Origin of the sequence: Stenotrophomonas sp. SMYL20 (assembly GCF_036320045.1) — a bacterium.
Taxonomy (GTDB): domain Bacteria; phylum Pseudomonadota; class Gammaproteobacteria; order Xanthomonadales; family Xanthomonadaceae; genus Stenotrophomonas; species Stenotrophomonas maltophilia_A.
Genome location: NZ_JAWIRT010000044.1, coordinates 4,037 through 19,761 on the forward strand (window position 1 = coordinate 4,037; position 15,725 = coordinate 19,761).

Annotated in this window: 28 protein-coding genes and 1 pseudogene; all 29 read right to left on the reverse strand. The window is 62.8% G+C overall.

Annotation, left to right across the window (positions count from 1 at the left end):
- Positions 1-73 precede the first annotated feature (73 nt).
- Positions 74-580, reverse strand: a complete 507-nt coding sequence (locus V3B48_RS20800) for a disulfide bond formation protein B (RefSeq protein ID WP_010483974.1) — start codon at positions 578-580, stop codon at positions 74-76.
- A 185-nt stretch (positions 581-765) separates the two neighbouring features.
- Positions 766-1,149, reverse strand: a complete 384-nt coding sequence (rplQ, locus tag V3B48_RS20805) for a 50S ribosomal protein L17 (protein WP_005408217.1) — start codon at positions 1,147-1,149, stop codon at positions 766-768.
- 191 nt (positions 1,150-1,340) lie between these two features.
- Positions 1,341-2,339 (reverse strand): DNA-directed RNA polymerase subunit alpha, encoded by a 999-nt coding sequence (gene rpoA, locus V3B48_RS20810; protein ID WP_010483975.1) that lies wholly within the window; start codon positions 2,337-2,339, stop codon positions 1,341-1,343.
- 55 nt (positions 2,340-2,394) lie between these two features.
- Positions 2,395-3,024: a 30S ribosomal protein S4 gene (gene rpsD, locus V3B48_RS20815; protein WP_004145446.1), complete on the reverse strand. Its 630-nt coding sequence runs from the start codon at positions 3,022-3,024 to the stop codon at positions 2,395-2,397.
- A 15-nt stretch (positions 3,025-3,039) separates the two neighbouring features.
- Entirely contained in the window at positions 3,040-3,429 is a 390-nt protein-coding gene (rpsK, locus tag V3B48_RS20820; protein WP_004145443.1) for a 30S ribosomal protein S11, read from the reverse strand.
- 11 nt (positions 3,430-3,440) lie between these two features.
- Positions 3,441-3,797 carry a 30S ribosomal protein S13 gene (rpsM, locus tag V3B48_RS20825; RefSeq protein WP_004154500.1) on the reverse strand — a complete coding sequence of 119 codons (357 nt, stop codon included), beginning with the start codon at positions 3,795-3,797 and terminating at the stop codon, positions 3,441-3,443.
- A 347-nt stretch (positions 3,798-4,144) separates the two neighbouring features.
- The gene (gene secY, locus V3B48_RS20830) at positions 4,145-5,512 is read right to left on the reverse strand and encodes a preprotein translocase subunit SecY (protein WP_005408215.1); all 1,368 of its coding nucleotides are present in this window, start codon (positions 5,510-5,512) and stop codon (positions 4,145-4,147) included.
- Between the two features lie 7 nt (positions 5,513-5,519).
- Complete coding sequence (gene rplO, locus V3B48_RS20835; RefSeq protein WP_004154498.1) at positions 5,520-5,963, reverse strand: 50S ribosomal protein L15; 444 nt, start codon at positions 5,961-5,963, stop codon at positions 5,520-5,522.
- A 6-nt stretch (positions 5,964-5,969) separates the two neighbouring features.
- On the reverse strand, positions 5,970-6,161 hold the full coding sequence (gene rpmD, locus V3B48_RS20840; protein WP_004154497.1) for a 50S ribosomal protein L30: 192 nt from the start codon (positions 6,159-6,161) through the stop codon (positions 5,970-5,972).
- Positions 6,154-6,696, reverse strand: coding sequence for a 30S ribosomal protein S5 (rpsE, locus tag V3B48_RS20845; protein WP_004145411.1), 543 nt, complete (start codon positions 6,694-6,696; stop codon positions 6,154-6,156). The genes rpmD and rpsE overlap by 8 nt, the downstream gene beginning before the upstream one ends.
- A 161-nt stretch (positions 6,697-6,857) precedes the next feature.
- A complete protein-coding gene (gene rplR / locus V3B48_RS20850) occupies positions 6,858-7,217 on the reverse strand; it encodes a 50S ribosomal protein L18 (protein ID WP_024957318.1) in 360 nt (119 codons plus the stop codon).
- Between the two features lie 80 nt (positions 7,218-7,297).
- On the reverse strand, positions 7,298-7,822 hold the full coding sequence (gene rplF, locus V3B48_RS20855) for a 50S ribosomal protein L6 (RefSeq protein WP_010483977.1): 525 nt from the start codon (positions 7,820-7,822) through the stop codon (positions 7,298-7,300).
- Positions 7,823-7,840: 18 nt separating this feature from the next.
- Positions 7,841-8,239: a 30S ribosomal protein S8 gene (rpsH, locus tag V3B48_RS20860; protein WP_005408210.1), complete on the reverse strand. Its 399-nt coding sequence runs from the start codon at positions 8,237-8,239 to the stop codon at positions 7,841-7,843.
- A gap of 259 nt (positions 8,240-8,498) precedes the next feature.
- Positions 8,499-8,804: a 30S ribosomal protein S14 gene (gene rpsN, locus V3B48_RS20865; RefSeq protein ID WP_005408209.1), complete on the reverse strand. Its 306-nt coding sequence runs from the start codon at positions 8,802-8,804 to the stop codon at positions 8,499-8,501.
- Between the two features lie 18 nt (positions 8,805-8,822).
- Positions 8,823-9,365 (reverse strand): 50S ribosomal protein L5, encoded by a 543-nt coding sequence (rplE, locus tag V3B48_RS20870; protein WP_004154491.1) that lies wholly within the window; start codon positions 9,363-9,365, stop codon positions 8,823-8,825.
- Positions 9,366-9,376: 11 nt separating this feature from the next.
- Positions 9,377-9,694 (reverse strand): 50S ribosomal protein L24, encoded by a 318-nt coding sequence (rplX, locus tag V3B48_RS20875; protein WP_004154490.1) that lies wholly within the window; start codon positions 9,692-9,694, stop codon positions 9,377-9,379.
- Positions 9,695-9,710: 16 nt separating this feature from the next.
- Positions 9,711-10,079, reverse strand: coding sequence for a 50S ribosomal protein L14 (rplN, locus tag V3B48_RS20880; RefSeq protein ID WP_004145357.1), 369 nt, complete (start codon positions 10,077-10,079; stop codon positions 9,711-9,713).
- 11 nt (positions 10,080-10,090) lie between these two features.
- Complete coding sequence (gene rpsQ / locus V3B48_RS20885; protein ID WP_004154489.1) at positions 10,091-10,360, reverse strand: 30S ribosomal protein S17; 270 nt, start codon at positions 10,358-10,360, stop codon at positions 10,091-10,093.
- Between the two features lie 11 nt (positions 10,361-10,371).
- A complete protein-coding gene (gene rpmC, locus V3B48_RS20890) occupies positions 10,372-10,557 on the reverse strand; it encodes a 50S ribosomal protein L29 (protein ID WP_004154487.1) in 186 nt (61 codons plus the stop codon).
- Positions 10,557-10,970, reverse strand: coding sequence for a 50S ribosomal protein L16 (gene rplP, locus V3B48_RS20895; protein WP_004154486.1), 414 nt, complete (start codon positions 10,968-10,970; stop codon positions 10,557-10,559). The genes rpmC and rplP overlap by 1 nt, the downstream gene beginning before the upstream one ends.
- 5 nt (positions 10,971-10,975) lie before the next feature.
- Entirely contained in the window at positions 10,976-11,710 is a 735-nt protein-coding gene (gene rpsC / locus V3B48_RS20900; protein WP_004145350.1) for a 30S ribosomal protein S3, read from the reverse strand.
- Between the two features lie 18 nt (positions 11,711-11,728).
- Entirely contained in the window at positions 11,729-12,064 is a 336-nt protein-coding gene (rplV, locus tag V3B48_RS20905; RefSeq protein ID WP_004145348.1) for a 50S ribosomal protein L22, read from the reverse strand.
- Positions 12,065-12,076: 12 nt separating this feature from the next.
- Complete coding sequence (gene rpsS, locus V3B48_RS20910) at positions 12,077-12,346, reverse strand: 30S ribosomal protein S19 (RefSeq protein WP_004154485.1); 270 nt, start codon at positions 12,344-12,346, stop codon at positions 12,077-12,079.
- A gap of 6 nt (positions 12,347-12,352) precedes the next feature.
- Positions 12,353-13,180: a 50S ribosomal protein L2 gene (gene rplB / locus V3B48_RS20915; RefSeq protein ID WP_004145339.1), complete on the reverse strand. Its 828-nt coding sequence runs from the start codon at positions 13,178-13,180 to the stop codon at positions 12,353-12,355.
- 10 nt (positions 13,181-13,190) lie between these two features.
- Positions 13,191-13,490 carry a 50S ribosomal protein L23 gene (gene rplW, locus V3B48_RS20920; protein ID WP_004145338.1) on the reverse strand — a complete coding sequence of 100 codons (300 nt, stop codon included), beginning with the start codon at positions 13,488-13,490 and terminating at the stop codon, positions 13,191-13,193.
- Positions 13,487-14,092, reverse strand: coding sequence for a 50S ribosomal protein L4 (rplD, locus tag V3B48_RS20925; protein ID WP_004145337.1), 606 nt, complete (start codon positions 14,090-14,092; stop codon positions 13,487-13,489). The genes rplW and rplD overlap by 4 nt, the downstream gene beginning before the upstream one ends.
- Before the next feature lie 12 nt (positions 14,093-14,104).
- Positions 14,105-14,755, reverse strand: coding sequence for a 50S ribosomal protein L3 (rplC, locus tag V3B48_RS20930; RefSeq protein ID WP_004145336.1), 651 nt, complete (start codon positions 14,753-14,755; stop codon positions 14,105-14,107).
- 11 nt (positions 14,756-14,766) lie between these two features.
- Entirely contained in the window at positions 14,767-15,078 is a 312-nt protein-coding gene (gene rpsJ / locus V3B48_RS20935) for a 30S ribosomal protein S10 (RefSeq protein ID WP_005408208.1), read from the reverse strand.
- Between the two features lie 332 nt (positions 15,079-15,410).
- A pseudogene (locus tag V3B48_RS20940) lies at positions 15,411-15,725 on the reverse strand (elongation factor Tu); the annotation flags it as partial.

The following is a 15,725-nucleotide window of genomic DNA, read 5'->3' on the forward strand; positions in this document are numbered from 1 at the left end:
TTGGGCGTCGTTGGGCCCCGGGGCGCCCGCCCCGCCGGCGGTCGCCCCCCCCCCCCCCCCCCACTACCCTGCTTCAGCGCTTGACCTTGCGCAGCGACACCACCAGCGCCCACAGCGCCAGCAGCACGAACCACACGCCCGACCACATCGGCATGGTCAGGCCGAGGAAGGTCCAGTCGATGTTGCCGCAGTTGCCAGTGCCGGTCAGCACCGTGCGGAATACTTCCAGCGGCCCCATGGTCTCGCTCAGGAAGGCCAGCGGCGGGCCACAGGTGGACCCCATTTCCGGCGGCAGCATCTGCACGTAGACGTGGCGCGCGGCGATGCCGACACCCACTGCGGCGGCAATGAAGGCCAGCACGCCATAGGTCGCGCGTCCGGGGCGGTTGGACGGACCATGCAGTGCACCGATCAGGAACAGCAGGCCAAGCGCAGCGAAGGCCAGGCGCTGGAAGATGCACAGCGGACACGGCTCCAGGCCCATCTTCAGCTGCAGGAAGATCGCGTAGCCAAGCAGGCCCGCGCAGATCAGGAAGCCCAGGAAGAACTGGGCGCGGAAGGGCCAGCGCAGTGGATTCATCGTCAACGCTCGAATGGATCAGGCGCCAAGCGTAACCGAGAGTGCGCGCCATTCGAACCGCCACAGGTGACGCCTGTCGGAACGGTGTGGGTCAGAGCCCTTTCCTGCAGAAAGGGATCCGCCCCCGGAAACGCAAAAGCCCGGCAGAGGCCGGGCTTTCGCTGTGTCGCATTGGAGCGGTCCGATTACTCGGCCACTTCCTCGGCCACGACCGGACGGTCAACCAGCTCGACGTAGGCCATCGGCGCGTTGTCGCCAGCGCGGAAGCCGCACTTCAGCAGACGCAGGTAGCCGCCCGGACGGTTCGCGTAGCGCGGGCCCAGGATGGTGAACAGGTTGCCCACGGCTTCGTTGTCGCGCAGGCGGGCGAAGGCCAGACGGCGGTTGGCGACGGAATCGACCTTGGCCAGGGTGATCAGCGGCTCGGCAACGCGGCGCAGTTCCTTGGCCTTCGGCAGGGTGGTCTTGATCAGCTCGTGCTTGAACAGCGAGGCAGCCATGTTCTTGAACATCGCTTCGCGGTGGGCGCTGGTACGGCTGAACTTACGGCCAGACTTCTGGTGACGCATGGTGATATTCCTTGGTTAATGATGAGACTGTGCGGATCGTTGTCGCCATCCTGGCGTTGCTGCGCGGACTGCGGTTGGTCCTGGCCGCCCGTCCTGGACGACCTGCCACGCGAACCTGGGGTTCGTCATGGCATGTTGTGTTGCGTTGAAGGCCCCACCGCGAACGGTGGAGCCTTCAGGCATTACCGATATCAGCCCAGCATGCCGTGGCTGGCGACACCGGCCGGCGGCCAGTTCTCCAGCTTCATGCCGAGCGACAGGCCGCGCTGAGCCAGCACTTCCTTGATCTCGGTGAGCGACTTCTTGCCCAGGTTCGGGGTCTTCAGCAGCTCCACTTCGGTCTTCTGGATCAGATCGCCGATGTAGTAGATGCTTTCAGCCTTCAGGCAGTTGGCCGAACGCACGGTCAGCTCCAGATCGTCGATCGGGCGCAGCAGCACCGGATCCACGCCGTTGTTGGCCGGCTTGGCTGCACCGCGGTCGCGGTGGGTGAAGTCACCGAACACCGACAGCTGGTCGCTGAGGATGTCGGCGGCGGTGCGCACGGCTTCCTCGGCGTCGATGGTGCCGTTGGTCTCGATATCGATGACCAGCTTGTCCAGGTCGGTACGCTGTTCGACGCGGGCCGCTTCCACGGCATAGGCGACGCGGCGGACCGGCGAGAACGAGGCATCCAGGACCAGACGGCCGATGGCACGGGTTTCTTCGTCCGGACGACGACGCGCGGCAGCCGGCTGGTAGCCGAAACCACGTTCGATCTTCAGACGCATGTTGATCGCCGTATCCTTGGTCAGGTGGCAGATCACGTGTTCGCCGTTCAGGATCTCCACATTGTGGTCGACCTTGATGTCGGCAGCGGTGACAACGCCCGGGCCCTGCTTGGACAGGGACAGGGTGGCGCTGTCGCCGGAGTGCATACGGATGGCCACGTCCTTGAGGTTCAGCAGGACTTCGAGCACGTCCTCCTGCAGACCTTCGACCGTGGTGTACTCATGCAACACGCCGTCGATTTCGACTTCCGTGATGGCGAAGCCCGGGATGGACGACAGCAGCACGCGACGCAGGGCATTACCCAGCGTATGCCCGTAACCCCGCTCCAAAGGTTCGATAACGACCTTTGCACGGGTGTCGGTAAGGCGTTCGATCTGCGGACCGCGAGGACGCAGAACCTGGTTGGCGGTAACCGTCATGTTGCGGGTTCTCCTAGTGAACCCCCGGCCGTCGCCGGGGGCTCTCCAATGTGAATTACTTCGAATACAGCTCGACGATCAGCGCTTCGTTGATGTCCGCAGGCAGATCCGAACGATCCGGAACAGCCTTGAAGATGCCGGTGAACTTGCCGGAATCCACTTCAACCCACGACGGGCTCAGGTCATGCTGGGCGGCGACGGTCAGGGCTTCCTGGACGCGCAGCTGCTTGGCAGCCTTTTCAGACAGAGCGATGGCGTCGCCAGCCTTGACCTGGTACGAAGCCAGGTTGACCGACTTGCCATTCACGGTGACGCCGCGGTGCGACACCAGCTGACGGGCAGCCGGACGGGTCACGGCGAAGCCCATGCGGTAGACGACGTTGTCCAGGCGGGTTTCCAGCAGCTGCAGCAGGTTCTCGCCGGTGTTGCCCTTCTTGGTCGAGGCCTTCTTGTAGTAGTTGCGGAACTGACGCTCCAGCAGGCCGTAGATACGCTTGACCTTCTGCTTTTCACGCAGCTGGGTGGCGTAGTCGGACAGCTTGCCCTTGCGGGCAGTGGCGCCGTGCTGGCCGGGCTTCTGCTCCAGCTTGCACTTCGAGTCCAGCGCACGCGCCGGGCTCTTCAGGGACAGGTCGGCGCCTTCGCGACGGGCGAGCTTACAGGTAGGACCGATATAACGAGCCATTTCTTATCGCTCCCTTTAGACGCGACGCTTCTTCGGCGGACGGCACCCGTTGTGCGGGATAGGCGTCACGTCGATGATGTTGGTGATCTTGTAGCCGACGTTGTTCAACGAACGCACGGCCGACTCACGGCCCGGACCCGGGCCCTTGATGCGGACTTCCAGCGACTTCACGCCGTAGTCCAGCGCAGCACGACCGGCCTTTTCAGCAGCCACCTGGGCAGCGAACGGGGTCGACTTGCGCGAACCGCGGAAGCCAGCGCCACCGGAGGTCGCCCACGACAGAGCGTTGCCCTGGCGGTCGGTGATGGTGACGATGGTGTTGTTGAACGAAGCGTGGACGTGGGCAACGCCGTCGGTGACGACGCGCTTGATCTTCTTCTTGGTCTTAGCAGCGGGCTTAGCCATTTCTCAGTCCCTTACTTCTTGATCGCCTTGCGCGGACCCTTGCGGGTGCGGGCGTTGGTACGGGTGCGCTGGCCACGCAGCGGGAGGCCACGACGGTGACGCAGGCCGCGGTAGCAGCCCAGGTCCATCAGGCGCTTGATCGCGATGCCGATCTCACGGCGCAGATCGCCTTCCACGATGTACTTGCCGACTTCGGCGCGCAGGCGCTCGATTTCCGGCTCCGACAGATCGCGGATCTTGGTGGTCGAAGCAACGCCTGCGACTTCGCAGACCTTCTTCGAACGGGTACGGCCGATGCCGTAAATGCTTTGCAACCCGACCCAGACGTGCTTCTGGGCTGGCAGGTTGACGCCTGCAATACGCGCCATGACGCGGTTCTCCAGCTGAGTGATGGCCGACAGCGCGCCTCGGGCACGCCAATCCGGCAGGATGGATCAAAAAAGTGAACTAGCGATACTAACAAGGTTCCGGTTTACATGGAAGCCCGTGAAACCGTTGGTTTCATGAACCCGGCCTGGGGAGTGTGCCCAGGCTCCGGCGCCGGATGGGGTTGGACCTGGGGTTTCCCCCGGGGCCGCCCGCGCTACTCCAGCGCGGGACCACCTCATCACACCCCCACCCGGAACCGCTGCGGGGGCCGCCCTTCGTTTGTGTGGCCGGAGTCCGCGAAGCGGAGGGACCATCACGTCAGGAAGACGAAAGTATAACAGGCCAATCAGCCGCGGGCAAAACCGCCGCGGTTGCCGCCCTTCAGGTTGGCCTTCTTCAGCAGGCTCTCGTACTGGTGGGACATCAGGTGCGCCTGCACCTGGGCGATGAAGTCCATCACCACCACCACCACGATCAGCAGCGAAGTACCGCCGAAGTAGAACGAGGCGTTCAGCTGCGTGCGCATCAGTTCCGGCAGCAGGCAGACGATCACCAGGTAGGCCGAGCCGGCCGCGGTCAGGCGGGTCAGCACGCCGTCGATGTAATCGGCAGTGGCCTTGCCCGGACGGATGCCCGGAATCAGCGCGCCCGACTTCTTCAGGTTGTCGGCGGTTTCCTGCGAGTTGAACACCAGCGCGGTATAGAAGAACGCGAAACCGGTGATCAGCGCAGCGAACACGATCATGTGCAGCGGCTCGCCCGGGCCGAGCGCGTTGGCGACCTTCTGCAGGACCTGGCCGAAGCTGCTCTGGTTGGCAGCCTGGCCGGACCACATGGCCAGGGTGGCCGGGAAGGCCAGCAGGCTCGAGGCGAAGATCGCCGGGATGACGCCGGCCATGTTGAGCTTCAGCGGCAGGAACGAGGTCTGGTTCATGTACGCGTTGCGACCGCCCTGGCGGCGCGCGTAGTTGACCGTGATCCGGCGCTGGCCACGCTCGACGAACACCACGAAGAAGGTGAAGGCGAGCACGACGATGGCGATCAGCAGCAGCTGGATGAACTGGATGTTGCCGTCGCGGTAGGCGTCGAAGGTGTGGATGATCGCACCCGGCAGGCCAGCGACGATACCGGCGAAGATGATCAGCGACACGCCATTGCCGATGCCGCGCTCGGTGACCTGCTCACCGACCCACATCAGGAACATGGTGCCGGCGGTCAGCGCGACCACGGCGGTGAGCACGAAGCCCATGCCCGGCGCGTACACGACCGGAGCGCCCGACGGCGAGACCTGGCCCTGCAGGGCCAGTGCGATCGAGCCGCCCTGCACCACTGCCAGCAGCACGGCGCCGATGCGCGAATACTGGGTGATCTTGCGGCGGCCGGACTCACCTTCCTTCTGCATCGCCTTCAGGGCGGGGAAGATGTGCACGGCCAGCTGCATCACGATCGATGCCGAAATGTACGGCATCACGTTCAGCGCGAAGATGCTGAAACGGTGCAGGGCGCCGCCCGAGAACATGTTGAACATGTCCACGATGCCGCCGCCCTGCTGTTGCATCATGGCAAGCATGGCATCGGGATTGACGCCCGGCACCGGCACGTAGCAGCCGATGCGATAGACGATCAAAGCCCCGACGACGAACAGCAAACGTTGGCGAAGTTCAGTGAACTTGCCCATTCCGCCCGCGAGGTTACCGATGCCAGCTTGCGCCATGATTTTCTTACTCCGTTACGCTGCCGCCGGCAGCTTCGATCGCAGCCTTGGCACCAGCCGTGGCAGCGATACCCTTCAGGGTGAACGCCTTGGTCACTTCGCCCTTGACGACGACCTTGGCCTTCTTTGCAGTGCTCGGGACCAGCTTGGCAGCACGCAGGGCGGCGAAGTCGATCTCACCGGCCGGCAGCTTGTCCAGCGCGTACAGCAGCACTTCAGCGGTGTCCTTGGCGATCGGCGAACGGAAGCCGATCTTCGGCAGACGACGCTGCATGGGGGTCTGGCCGCCTTCGAAGCCAGCCTTGATCTTGCCGCCACCCTTACGGGCGAACGAACCCTTGTGGCCGCGGCCGGCAGTCTTGCCCAGGCCCGAGCCGATACCGCGACCGACGCGGGTGCGCTCGGTGCGGGCGCCCGGTGCCGGGCTCAGTTCATTGAGACGCAGAGTCATGATCGATTACTCCTCAACCTTGACGAGGTAGTGAACGGTGTTGATCAGACCGCGAACCTGCGGGCTGTCCTTCAGTTCACGCACATCGTTGAGCTTGTTCAGGCCCAGAGCACGCACCGACAGGCGGTGACGCGACTGAGTACCACGCAGGCCACGCACCAGGCGCACCTTCACAGTCTTGTTGGACTCATTAGCCATGGTTGAGTTCCTCCACCTTCTTGCCGCGCTTGGCCGCGATGCGGGCCGGCGACTGCGCAGCAGACAGGCCCTTCACGGTGGCACGCACCAGGTTGATCGGGTTGCGCGAACCGGTGGCCTTGGCCAGCACGTTCTTCACGCCAACGGCTTCCAGCACGGCGCGCATGGCACCGCCGGCGATGACGCCGGTACCTTCCGAAGCCGGCTGCATGAACACGCGGGCTGCGCCGTGACCATCCTTGATGGTGTGCCACAGGGTGCCGTTGTTCAGGTCAACGCTGACCAGGTTCTTGCGGGCCTGTTCCATCGACTTCTGGATGGCGACCGGCACTTCGCGGGCCTTGCCATAGCCGAAACCGACCTTGCCTTCGCCGTCGCCGACCACGGTCAGGGCGGTGAAGGTGAACTGGCGACCACCCTTGACGGTCTTGCTGACGCGGTTGACCGCGACCAGCTTTTCGATCATGCCGTCGTCGACTTTCTCTTCGCGGTTACGGTCGCGATCGCGACCCCGCTGCTGACGCTCTTCTGCCATTTTGATTCCTTGGTAGTTTGGGTATGTACGGCTCGGGGCCGCTTATGGTTGTGGAATGTCGCGTTGTTCCGGTGGGCCACTGCAGAAGAGTGGCGCCGTCCAGCCTCACTCAGGCGGGCGAGCAGGCGGGCAGGAGACCACAGGTCCCCTGCCCTTATCCCTTAGAACTGCAGGCCGGCTTCGCGGGCGGCTTCTGCCAGGGCCTTGATGCGGCCGTGGTAGCGGTAGCCCGAACGATCGAAGGCAACCTTCTCGACGCCGGCGGCCTTGGCGCGCTCAGCGACGATACGGCCGACCTTGGCGGCGGCGTCGGCGTTCTTGCCGTTCTTCAGGCCTTCCATGACGTCGGTCTGGGTGGTGTTGGCAGCAGCCAGCACCTTGGAACCGTCGGCGGTGAAGACCTGGGCGTACAGGTGCTGGCCGGTGCGCAGCACCGACAGGCGGGCGACGCCGAGCTCACGGATGTGGGCGCGGGTCGACTTGGCGCGACGCAGGCGGGCGATGTTCTTGTTCATTTTGATTATTCCTTGAAAGCTGAAGGTTGGGCTTTTCCCTGAGGAGTCCGCACAAGGATGTGCGGGCTCTTGCGAGGGACTCGCACTTACGCCTTCTTGGCTTCCTTACGGATGATGACTTCGTCGGAGTACTTCACGCCCTTGCCCTTGTACGGCTCCGGCTTGCGGAACGCACGGATCTTGGCGGCAACTTCACCGACGACCTGCTTGTCAGCGCCCTGGACCAGGATCTCGGTCTGGGTCGGGGTGGTGATGGTGATGCCTTCCGGCGCCACGAACACGACCGGGTGCGAGAAGCCCAGCGACAGGCTCAGGTCCTTGCCCTGCATGGCAGCGCGGTAACCCACGCCGACCAGCTCCAGCTTGCGCTCGAAGCCTTCGGACACGCCCTTGACCATGTTGGCCAGGATCGCACGCACGGTACCGGTCAGTGCGACCAGCTCGGCGTTCTCGGTGCTCAGGGTGGCAACGCCGTTGTCGACGTTGATGGCAATACCGGCCGGCTTGGCCAGCGACAGGGAACCCTTCGGGCCCTTGGCGGTGACGCTGTCCGACTGGACGTTCAGTTCAACCTTACCCAGGTCGATCGGCTTCTTGGCTACGCGGGACATAGTTCTACTCCTTTCGCCTTAGGCCACGAAGCACAGGACTTCGCCGCCGACGCCCAGCTGGCGCGCCTGCGCATCAGTCATGATGCCCTTGGAGGTGGAAATGATGGAGATACCCAGGCCGTTCATGACCTTCGGCAGCTCGCTCTTGCCGCGGTACTGGCGCAGGCCCGAACGCGAGAAGCGCTTCAGGGTCGCGATGACCGGCTTGCCTTCGAAATACTTCAGCACGATTTCCAGCTCGGACTTGTTGTTTTCCAGCTGGGTCACGCGCAGGTCGGTGATGTAACCCTCGTCCTTCAGGACCTGGGCGATCGCAACCTTGATCTTGGACGACGGGGCTTTCACCGTCTGCTTGCCAACCGCGGCCGCATTCTTGATGCGGACCAGCAGGTCGGCGATGGGATCAGTCATGCTCATATGAGTACCTTTGAGTGCACCGATATCCGCTTTCGCGAAAATCTGTTGTCTCCTGGAAACGGGCCAGGTCCCTTGATGCAGCGGGCCAAGGGCCCACTCCTACAACCCCGTTTGCACAGGGCAAGACGCGGGAGTATACGCCAAAAGAGCCCGGCTTGCGCCGGGCTCTTCGGTTTTTTTTGCGTCGGGAAAGCTGAATGCCTCCCCTGCCCGGTTCAGGCACCCCCGAAGGGGCGCCTGATCGCAGGGCCGGCTGGGATTACCAGCTGGCCTTGCGCAGACCCGGGACGTCGCCACGCATGGTGGCTTCACGCAGCTTGTTACGGCCCAGGCCGAACTTGCTGTAGACGCCACGCGGACGACCCGACAGCTCGCAACGGTTGCGCTGGCGGCTCGGCGACGAATCGCGCGGCAGCTTGGCCAGCTTGGTTGCGGCGTCGATCTTCTCTTCGTAGGTCGCGTCCACGGAGGACACGATCTTCTTCAGAGCTGCACGCTTTTCAGCGTACTTCTTTGCCAGCTTTTCCCGCTTGATGTCGCGGTTGACCATGGAGGTCTTTGCCATTTCGGTTTCCTCGACAGATCAGTTACGGAACGGGAACTTGAACGCTGCCAGCAGCGCCTTCGCTTCCGCGTCGGTCTTCGCAGTGGTGGTGATGGCGATATCCATACCGCGGATCGCGTCGACGGCGTCGAAGTCGATTTCCGGGAAGATGATCTGCTCCTTCACACCCATGTTGAAGTTGCCGCGGCCGTCGAAGGAACGACCGGAAACACCACGGAAGTCGCGCACGCGCGGCAGCGAGATGTTGATCAGGCGATCCAGGAACTCGTACATCTTGTGGCGACGCAGCGTGGTCTTGCAGCCGATCGGCCAACCATCGCGGATCTTGAACGACGCAACCGACACACGCGACTTGGTGACAACCGGCTTCTGGCCGGAAATCTTGGTCATGTCGCCGACGGCGTTCTCCAGGATCTTCTTGTTGGTGGCCGCTTCGCCGACACCCATGTTCAGGGTGACCTTGACCAGCTTCGGCACTTCCATCGGATTGGTGTAGCCGAACTGCTTCATCAGCGCCGGCACCACTTCGTCCTTGTAGAACTTTTCGAGACGGGAACTCATCTTCTCATTCCTCAGGCGTCGAGCGCCTCACCGCTGGAGCGGAACACACGCAGTTTGCGTCCATCCTCCAGCACCTTGAAGCCAACGCGTTCGCCCTTGCCCGAAGCCGGGTTCAGAACATTCACGTTGGAGATATGGATCGAAGCTTCGCGCTCGACCACGCCGCCGGCAACACCTGCCTGCGGGTTCGGCTTGGTGTGGCGCTTGACGATGTTCACGTTGGCGACGACCACACGGTCGCCGTCGACGCGGACGACTTCGCCCTGCTTACCCTTGTCCTTGCCAGCGTTGACGACAACCTGGTCGCCCTTCTTGATACGGTTAGCCATGATTATCTCCTGTCGCTCACAGCACTTCGGGAGCGAGCGAGACGATCTTCATGAACTTCTCCGAACGAAGTTCACGGGTCACCGGCCCGAAGATACGGGTACCGATCGGCTCCTGCTTGCTGTTCAGCAGAACGGCAGCGTTGCCGTCGAAGCGGATCAGCGAGCCATCGGCGCGACGCACACCCTTGCGGGTACGCACCACGACGGCGTCATACACTTCACCCTTCTTGACCTTGCCGCGCGGAATCGCATCCTTCACGGTGACCTTGATGATGTCGCCGATGCCGGCGTAACGGCGCTTGGAACCACCCAGCACCTTGAAGCACATCACCTGCTTGGCACCCGAATTGTCCGCGACGTCAAGGTAGCTCTGCATCTGGATCATGATTCAGCTCCTTATTCAGCCGCGCGCGTGATGACTTCCACCACGCGCCAGTTCTTGGTCTTGGACATCGGAGCAATCTCGGTCACGCGGACGACATCGCCTTCCTTGCAGGCGTTGTCGGCATCGTGGGCGTGCAGCTTCGTCGAGCGCTTGATGTACTTGCCGTACAGCGCGTGCTTGACCTGACGCTCAACCAGGACGGTAACCGTCTTGTCCATCTTGTTGCTGACGACACGGCCTTCGACCGTGCGCAGCGTCTTCTTTTCAGTATTGTCGCTCATAGCGGCCATCCTTACTTCGTGCTGCCGAGCAGGGTCTTGACGCGAGCAATCTCGCGACGGACCCGGCGAATGTCGTGGGTCTTCGGCAGCTGGCCGGTGACCTGCTGCATACGGACAGAGAACTGTTCCTTACGCAGGTCGATCAGGTGGGCCTTGAGTTCGTCAGCCGACTTTTCACGGAGAGTTTTGATATCCATCAGCGCACCGTACGGGTCACGAAAGTGGTGGTGACCGAGAGCTTGGCGGCGGCCAGGCGGAACGCCTCGCGAGCCACTTCCTCGGAAACACCCTCGATTTCATAGATCATGCGGCCGGGCTGGATCTGGGCCACCCAGTATTCCACGTTGCCCTTACCAGAACCCATTCGGACTTCGATGGGCTTCTTGGTGATGGGCTTGTCGGGGAACACGCGGATCCACATCTTGCCGCCGCGCTTGACGTAGCGGCTGATCGAGCGGCGGGCCGCTTCGATCTGACGCGCGGTCAGCTGACCGTGTGCGGTTGCCTTCAGGCCGTATTCGCCGAAGCTGACAGCGTTGGCGCTCCAGCTCAGGCCATCGTTACGGCCCTTGTGTACCTTGCGGTACTTGGTTCGCTTGGGTTGCAACATTGTCGTTACCTCGCTTCACGGGCCGGGCGCTGACGGTCACCACGGTCGCCGCGATCGTGACGATCGTTGCGCGACGGGGTGTCGTCCTGCTTTTCCTGGCCAACCTGGGAGAAATCGAAGACCTCGCCCTTGTAGATCCAGACCTTGATGCCGATGATGCCGTAGGTCGTCTTGGCTTCAGCGAAGCCATAGTCGATGTCGGCACGCAGGGTGTGCAGCGGCACGCGGCCTTCGCGGTACCACTCCGAACGGGCGATTTCTGCACCGTTGAGGCGGCCACCGACGTTGACCTTGATGCCCAGGGCACCCAGACGCATCGCGTTGCCGACCGAGCGCTTCATTGCACGGCGGAACATGATGCGACGCTCCAGCTGCTGGGCGATCGACTCGGCAACGAGCTGCGCGTCCAGTTCCGGCTTGCGCACTTCGGTGACGTTGATGTGCGCCGGGACGCCCATCATCTCGCTCACTTCCTTGCGCAGCTTCTCGATGTCCTCACCGCGCTTGCCGATCACCACGCCCGGACGGGCGGTGTGGATCGTCACGCGAGCGGTCTTGGCCGGACGCTCGATCAGGATCTTGCTGATGCCGGCCTGAGCCAGCTTCTTGCGCAGCATTTCGCGCACTTTCAGGTCGGCTGCCAGGTAACCAGCGAACTCGGCCTTGTTGGCGTACCACTTGGAGTTCCAGTCCTTGGAAATGCCGAGGCGGATACCAATCGGATGAACTTTATGACCCATGGTCTTTTCCTTATCCGCTTACTTGGCGGCGCCCACAACCACAGTGATGTGGCTGGTGCGCTTGAGGATGCGGGTACCGCGGCCTTTCGCCCGCGCCATGAAACGCTTCAGGGTCGGACCTTCATCAACCATGATGGTCTGAACCTTCAGCTCGTCGACGTCGGCGCCCTGGTTGTTCTCGGCGTTGGCAATTGCCGACTCCACCACCTTCTTGATCAGGTGGGCAGCCTTCTTGTCCGAGAACTTCAGCAGGTTGACCGCACGCTCGGCCGGCAGACCGCGCACCTGGTCAGCGACCAGACGAGCCTTCTGCGGGGAGATGCGCGCAGTGCGCAGGATGGCTTTCGCTTCCATTGTCATCTCTCCTTACTTGCCCGACTTCTTGTCACCACCGTGACCCTTGAAGGTCCGGGTGATGGCAAATTCGCCGAGCTTGTGGCCGACCATGTTCTCGTTGACGAGAACCGGGATGTGGTTCTTGCCGTTATGCACGGCAATGGTGACGCCTACCATGTCAGGCAGGATCATCGAACGGCGCGACCAGGTCTTGATCGGCTTCTTGCTGCCCGCAGCGGCCTCCACCTTCTTGACGAGGTGGTGATCGACGAACGGGCCCTTCTTGAGTGAACGTGCCATGGTCGATTAGCCCCTACGATCGCGGACGATGAACTGCTGAGTGCGCTTGTTATGGCGCGTCTTGTAACCCTTGGTCGGGACACCCCACGGGGTGACCGGATGCGGATTACCCTGGCCGGCCTTCGCCTCACCACCACCGTGCGGGTGGTCAACCGGGTTCATGGCAGCACCACGAACGGTCGGGCGGACGCCGCGCCAACGCTTGGCACCGGCCTTGCCCAGCTTTTCCAGGCTGTGCTCGTCGTTGCCGACTTCGCCGATGGTGGCGCAGCACTCGACCGGAACCTTACGCATTTCACCCGAGCGCAGGCGCAGGGTGGCGTAGATGCCTTCGCGAGCCACCAGCTGCACGGCCGCACCAGCGGCGCGAGCGATCTGAGCGCCCTTGCCCGGCTTCAGTTCGATGCAGTGGATGGTGGTGCCGACCGGGATGTTGCGCAGCGGCAGGGTGTTGCCAGCCTTGATCGGGGCATCCGAACCAGCGATCACCTGATCACCAGCCTTCAGGCCCTTCGGGGCGATGATGTAGCGACGCTCACCGTCGACGTAGCACAGCAGAGCGATGTGCGCGGTGCGGTTCGGATCGTATTCGATGCGTTCCACGCGCGCCGGGATGCCCAGCTTGTTGCGCTTGAAGTCGATGATGCGGTAGTGCTGCTTGGCACCACCACCGACGTGACGCACGGTGATGCGGCCATGGTGGTTACGACCACCCGAGCGGCTCTGCGACTCGACCAGCGCAGCGTGCGGAGCACCCTTGTGCAGGTCGGGAGTGACCACGCGCACGGCCGAACGGCGGCCGGGGGAAGTGGGCTTGAATTTCATCAATGGCATGGGATGTACCTCAGGCCTTGGCCGTTACATCGATCGACTGGCCATCGGCCAGGCGAACGTACGCCTTGCGCCAATCGCCGCGGCGGCCAGCACGGTTACGGAAGGACTTGTTCTTGCCCTTGACGTTGACCACGTTGACGGCTTCGACCTTGACGTCGAACAGCTGCTCAACCGCGGCCTTTACATCGGCCTTGGTGGCTTCGTTCGAAACTTCGAAGACATACTGGTTGGAGAGTTCCTGCAGGCGCGCGGTCTTTTCGGAGACACGCGGGGCACGCAGCACGCTGAAGATTTTTTCGTTGCTGTTCATGCCAGCCACTCCTCGACCTTCTTGACCGCGTCAGCGGTGATGACGACCGTGTCGGCACCCACCAGCGAGACCGGATCCAGACCCTGGACGTCACGCACCTGCACGTACGGCAGATTGCGGGCGGACAGGTACAGGTGCTCGGACGCTTCTTCGGTGACGATCAGCGGGCGCTTGCCCACTTCCAGGCCGGCCAGCTTGGCGATCAGACCCTTCGTGTTGGTCACTTCGACGTCGAAGGACTCCACGATGGTCAGACGGCCCTGACGGTTCAGCTCGGACAGGATCGCGCACATGGCGGCACGGTACTGCTTACGATTGACCTTCTGCTCGAAGCTGCGCGGCTTGGCCGCGAAGGTGACACCGCCGCCGACGAAGATCGGAGCCGTCAGTGCGCCATGACGCGCGCCGCCGCCCTTCTGCTTCTTCGACTTCTTGGTGGTACCAGCCACTTCGGAGCGAGTCTTCTGTGCCTTGGTGCCGGCGCGACCGGCGTTGCGGTAGGCAACGACGACCTGGTGGACCAGATCTTCGCTGAAATCGCGACCGAACACGGCGTCGGAGACCGAGACCTTGTTGTTGCTACCCGTGATAACGAGTTCCATCGTCATCTCTCCTTATGCCTTGCTCGCCGGACGGACGATCACGTCGCCACCCGCCGCGCCCGGAACGGCGCCGCGAACGGCGATCAGACCGCGCTCGACGTCGACCTTGACCACTTCCAGGTTCTGGGTGCTCTGCTGCACCGCGCCCATGTGGCCCGACATCTTCTTGCCCGGGAAAACGCGACCCGGGGTCTGGCGCTGACCCAGCGAACCCGGCGCGCGATGCGACAGCGAGTTACCGTGGGTTGCATCGCCCATACGGAAGTTGTGGCGCTTGATGGTGCCCTGGAAGCCCTTACCCTTGGTGACACCCTGGACGTCGACGATCTGGCCGACTTCGAAGATGTCCGCCTTGACTTCGCCGCCAACGGCGAAATCGCCGAGCTGCGCGTCTTCAACGCGGAATTCCCACAGGCCACGACCCGCTTCCACCTTCGCCTTGGCGAAGTGGCCGGCTTCCGGCTTGTTGACCAGGGCAGCGCGACGCGCGCCGACGGTCACCTGCACGGCGCTGTAGCCGTCGGTTTCGACGGTCTTGATCTGCGCGATGCGGTTCGGGGTTGCTTCGATCAGGGTCACCGGGATGGAGCGGCCATCTTCAGTGAACACGCGGCTCATGCCAGCCTTGCGGCCCACGAAGCCCAACGAATACTTCTTCGTCATGGTCGTAGTCCTCAGGTCAGCTTGATCTGAACGTCGACGCCGGCAGCCAGTTCGAGCTTCATCAGCGCGTCCACGGTCTTGTCATTCGGGTCAACGATATCGAGCACGCGCTTGTGCGTGCGGGTCTCGTACTGGTCACGCGCGTCCTTGTCGACGTGCGGGGAAACGAGAACGGTGTAACGCTCGATCTTGGTCGGCAGCGGGATCGGGCCACGCACTTGCGCGCCGGTCCGCTTTGCCGTTTCAACGATCTCGCTGGCCGAACGGTCGATCAGACGATGATCGAACGCTTTCAGCCGGATCCGGATCTTTTGGTCCGCCATGGCGGTAGGTTCCTTCGTTAAAAGAGCGACAGACAAAGCCTCTGGGTTGCTTTGCCCCATGAAATTCCTGAATACGGACGACCCACAGTCCTGCAGGCCGCCAAGGTCACTCCATAGACCTCAAAAACGTAGGCAGACCAGTTACCCGGCCTGCCCAGACGTAGAAGCATAATGGCACGCAAGGCAGCTGTCAACAGTCGCCTGTTGACGCCGCCTGAATGGCATTGACCCTTCCTGGTCCGGGGAACACAAGGCACATCCTGTGCCTGCTTTCCCATTTGATACGCCCCGATGCCCTACCCAGGCAACATCGGGGCGCAGATACTACCAGATTACTCGATGATCTTCGAGACCACGCCGGCGCCGACGGTACGGCCGCCTTCGCGGATGGCGAAGCGCAGGCCTTCGTCCATTGCCACCGGGTTGATCAGGGTGACGACCATCTTGACGTTGTCACCCGGCATCACCATTTCGACGCCTTCCGGCAGAGCAGCTGCACCGGTGATGTCGGTGGTGCGGAAGTAGAACTGCGGACGGTAGCCGTTGAAGAATGGGGTGTGACGGCCGCCCTCGTCCTTCGACAGGACGTAGACTTCGCCTTCGAACTTGGTGTGCGGCTTGATCGAACCCGGCTTGGCCAGAACCTG

Excerpts from the sequence above, each read along its gene's own strand:
- V3B48_RS20800 (WP_010483974.1), bottom strand. The coding sequence starts at position 580 with ATGAATCCACTGCGCTGGCCCTTCCGCGCCCAGTTCTTCCTGGGCTTC.
- rplQ (WP_005408217.1), bottom strand. The coding sequence starts at position 1,149 with ATGCGTCACCAGAAGTCTGGCCGTAAGTTCAGCCGTACCAGCGCCCAC.
- rpoA (WP_010483975.1), bottom strand. The coding sequence starts at position 2,339 with ATGACGGTTACCGCCAACCAGGTTCTGCGTCCTCGCGGTCCGCAGATC.
- rpsD (WP_004145446.1), bottom strand. The coding sequence starts at position 3,024 with ATGGCTCGTTATATCGGTCCTACCTGTAAGCTCGCCCGTCGCGAAGGC.
- rpsK (WP_004145443.1), bottom strand. The coding sequence starts at position 3,429 with ATGGCTAAGCCCGCTGCTAAGACCAAGAAGAAGATCAAGCGCGTCGTC.
- rpsM (WP_004154500.1), bottom strand. The coding sequence starts at position 3,797 with ATGGCGCGTATTGCAGGCGTCAACCTGCCAGCCCAGAAGCACGTCTGG.
- secY (WP_005408215.1), bottom strand. The coding sequence starts at position 5,512 with ATGGCGCAAGCTGGCATCGGTAACCTCGCGGGCGGAATGGGCAAGTTC.
- rplO (WP_004154498.1), bottom strand. The coding sequence starts at position 5,963 with ATGACTCTGCGTCTCAATGAACTGAGCCCGGCACCGGGCGCCCGCACC.
- rpmD (WP_004154497.1), bottom strand. The coding sequence starts at position 6,161 with ATGGCTAATGAGTCCAACAAGACTGTGAAGGTGCGCCTGGTGCGTGGC.
- rpsE (WP_004145411.1), bottom strand. The coding sequence starts at position 6,696 with ATGGCAGAAGAGCGTCAGCAGCGGGGTCGCGATCGCGACCGTAACCGC.
- rplF (WP_010483977.1), bottom strand. The coding sequence starts at position 7,822 with ATGTCCCGCGTAGCCAAGAAGCCGATCGACCTGGGTAAGGTTGAACTG.
- rpsH (WP_005408210.1), bottom strand. The coding sequence starts at position 8,239 with ATGAGCATGACTGATCCCATCGCCGACCTGCTGGTCCGCATCAAGAAT.
- rpsN (WP_005408209.1), bottom strand. The coding sequence starts at position 8,804 with ATGGCAAAGACCTCCATGGTCAACCGCGACATCAAGCGGGAAAAGCTG.
- rplE (WP_004154491.1), bottom strand. The coding sequence starts at position 9,365 with ATGAGTTCCCGTCTCGAAAAGTTCTACAAGGACGAAGTGGTGCCGGCG.
- rplX (WP_004154490.1), bottom strand. The coding sequence starts at position 9,694 with ATGGCTAACCGTATCAAGAAGGGCGACCAGGTTGTCGTCAACGCTGGC.
- rplN (WP_004145357.1), bottom strand. The coding sequence starts at position 10,079 with ATGATCCAGATGCAGAGCTACCTTGACGTCGCGGACAATTCGGGTGCC.
- rpsQ (WP_004154489.1), bottom strand. The coding sequence starts at position 10,360 with ATGAGCGACAATACTGAAAAGAAGACGCTGCGCACGGTCGAAGGCCGT.
- rpmC (WP_004154487.1), bottom strand. The coding sequence starts at position 10,557 with ATGGATATCAAAACTCTCCGTGAAAAGTCGGCTGACGAACTCAAGGCC.
- rplP (WP_004154486.1), bottom strand. The coding sequence starts at position 10,970 with ATGTTGCAACCCAAGCGAACCAAGTACCGCAAGGTACACAAGGGCCGT.
- rpsC (WP_004145350.1), bottom strand. The coding sequence starts at position 11,710 with ATGGGTCATAAAGTTCATCCGATTGGTATCCGCCTCGGCATTTCCAAG.
- rplV (WP_004145348.1), bottom strand. The coding sequence starts at position 12,064 with ATGGAAGCGAAAGCCATCCTGCGCACTGCGCGCATCTCCCCGCAGAAG.
- rpsS (WP_004154485.1), bottom strand. The coding sequence starts at position 12,346 with ATGGCACGTTCACTCAAGAAGGGCCCGTTCGTCGATCACCACCTCGTC.
- rplB (WP_004145339.1), bottom strand. The coding sequence starts at position 13,180 with ATGCCATTGATGAAATTCAAGCCCACTTCCCCCGGCCGCCGTTCGGCC.
- rplW (WP_004145338.1), bottom strand. The coding sequence starts at position 13,490 with ATGAACAGCAACGAAAAAATCTTCAGCGTGCTGCGTGCCCCGCGTGTC.
- rplD (WP_004145337.1), bottom strand. The coding sequence starts at position 14,092 with ATGGAACTCGTTATCACGGGTAGCAACAACAAGGTCTCGGTCTCCGAC.
- rplC (WP_004145336.1), bottom strand. The coding sequence starts at position 14,755 with ATGACGAAGAAGTATTCGTTGGGCTTCGTGGGCCGCAAGGCTGGCATG.
- rpsJ (WP_005408208.1), bottom strand. The coding sequence starts at position 15,078 with ATGGCGGACCAAAAGATCCGGATCCGGCTGAAAGCGTTCGATCATCGT.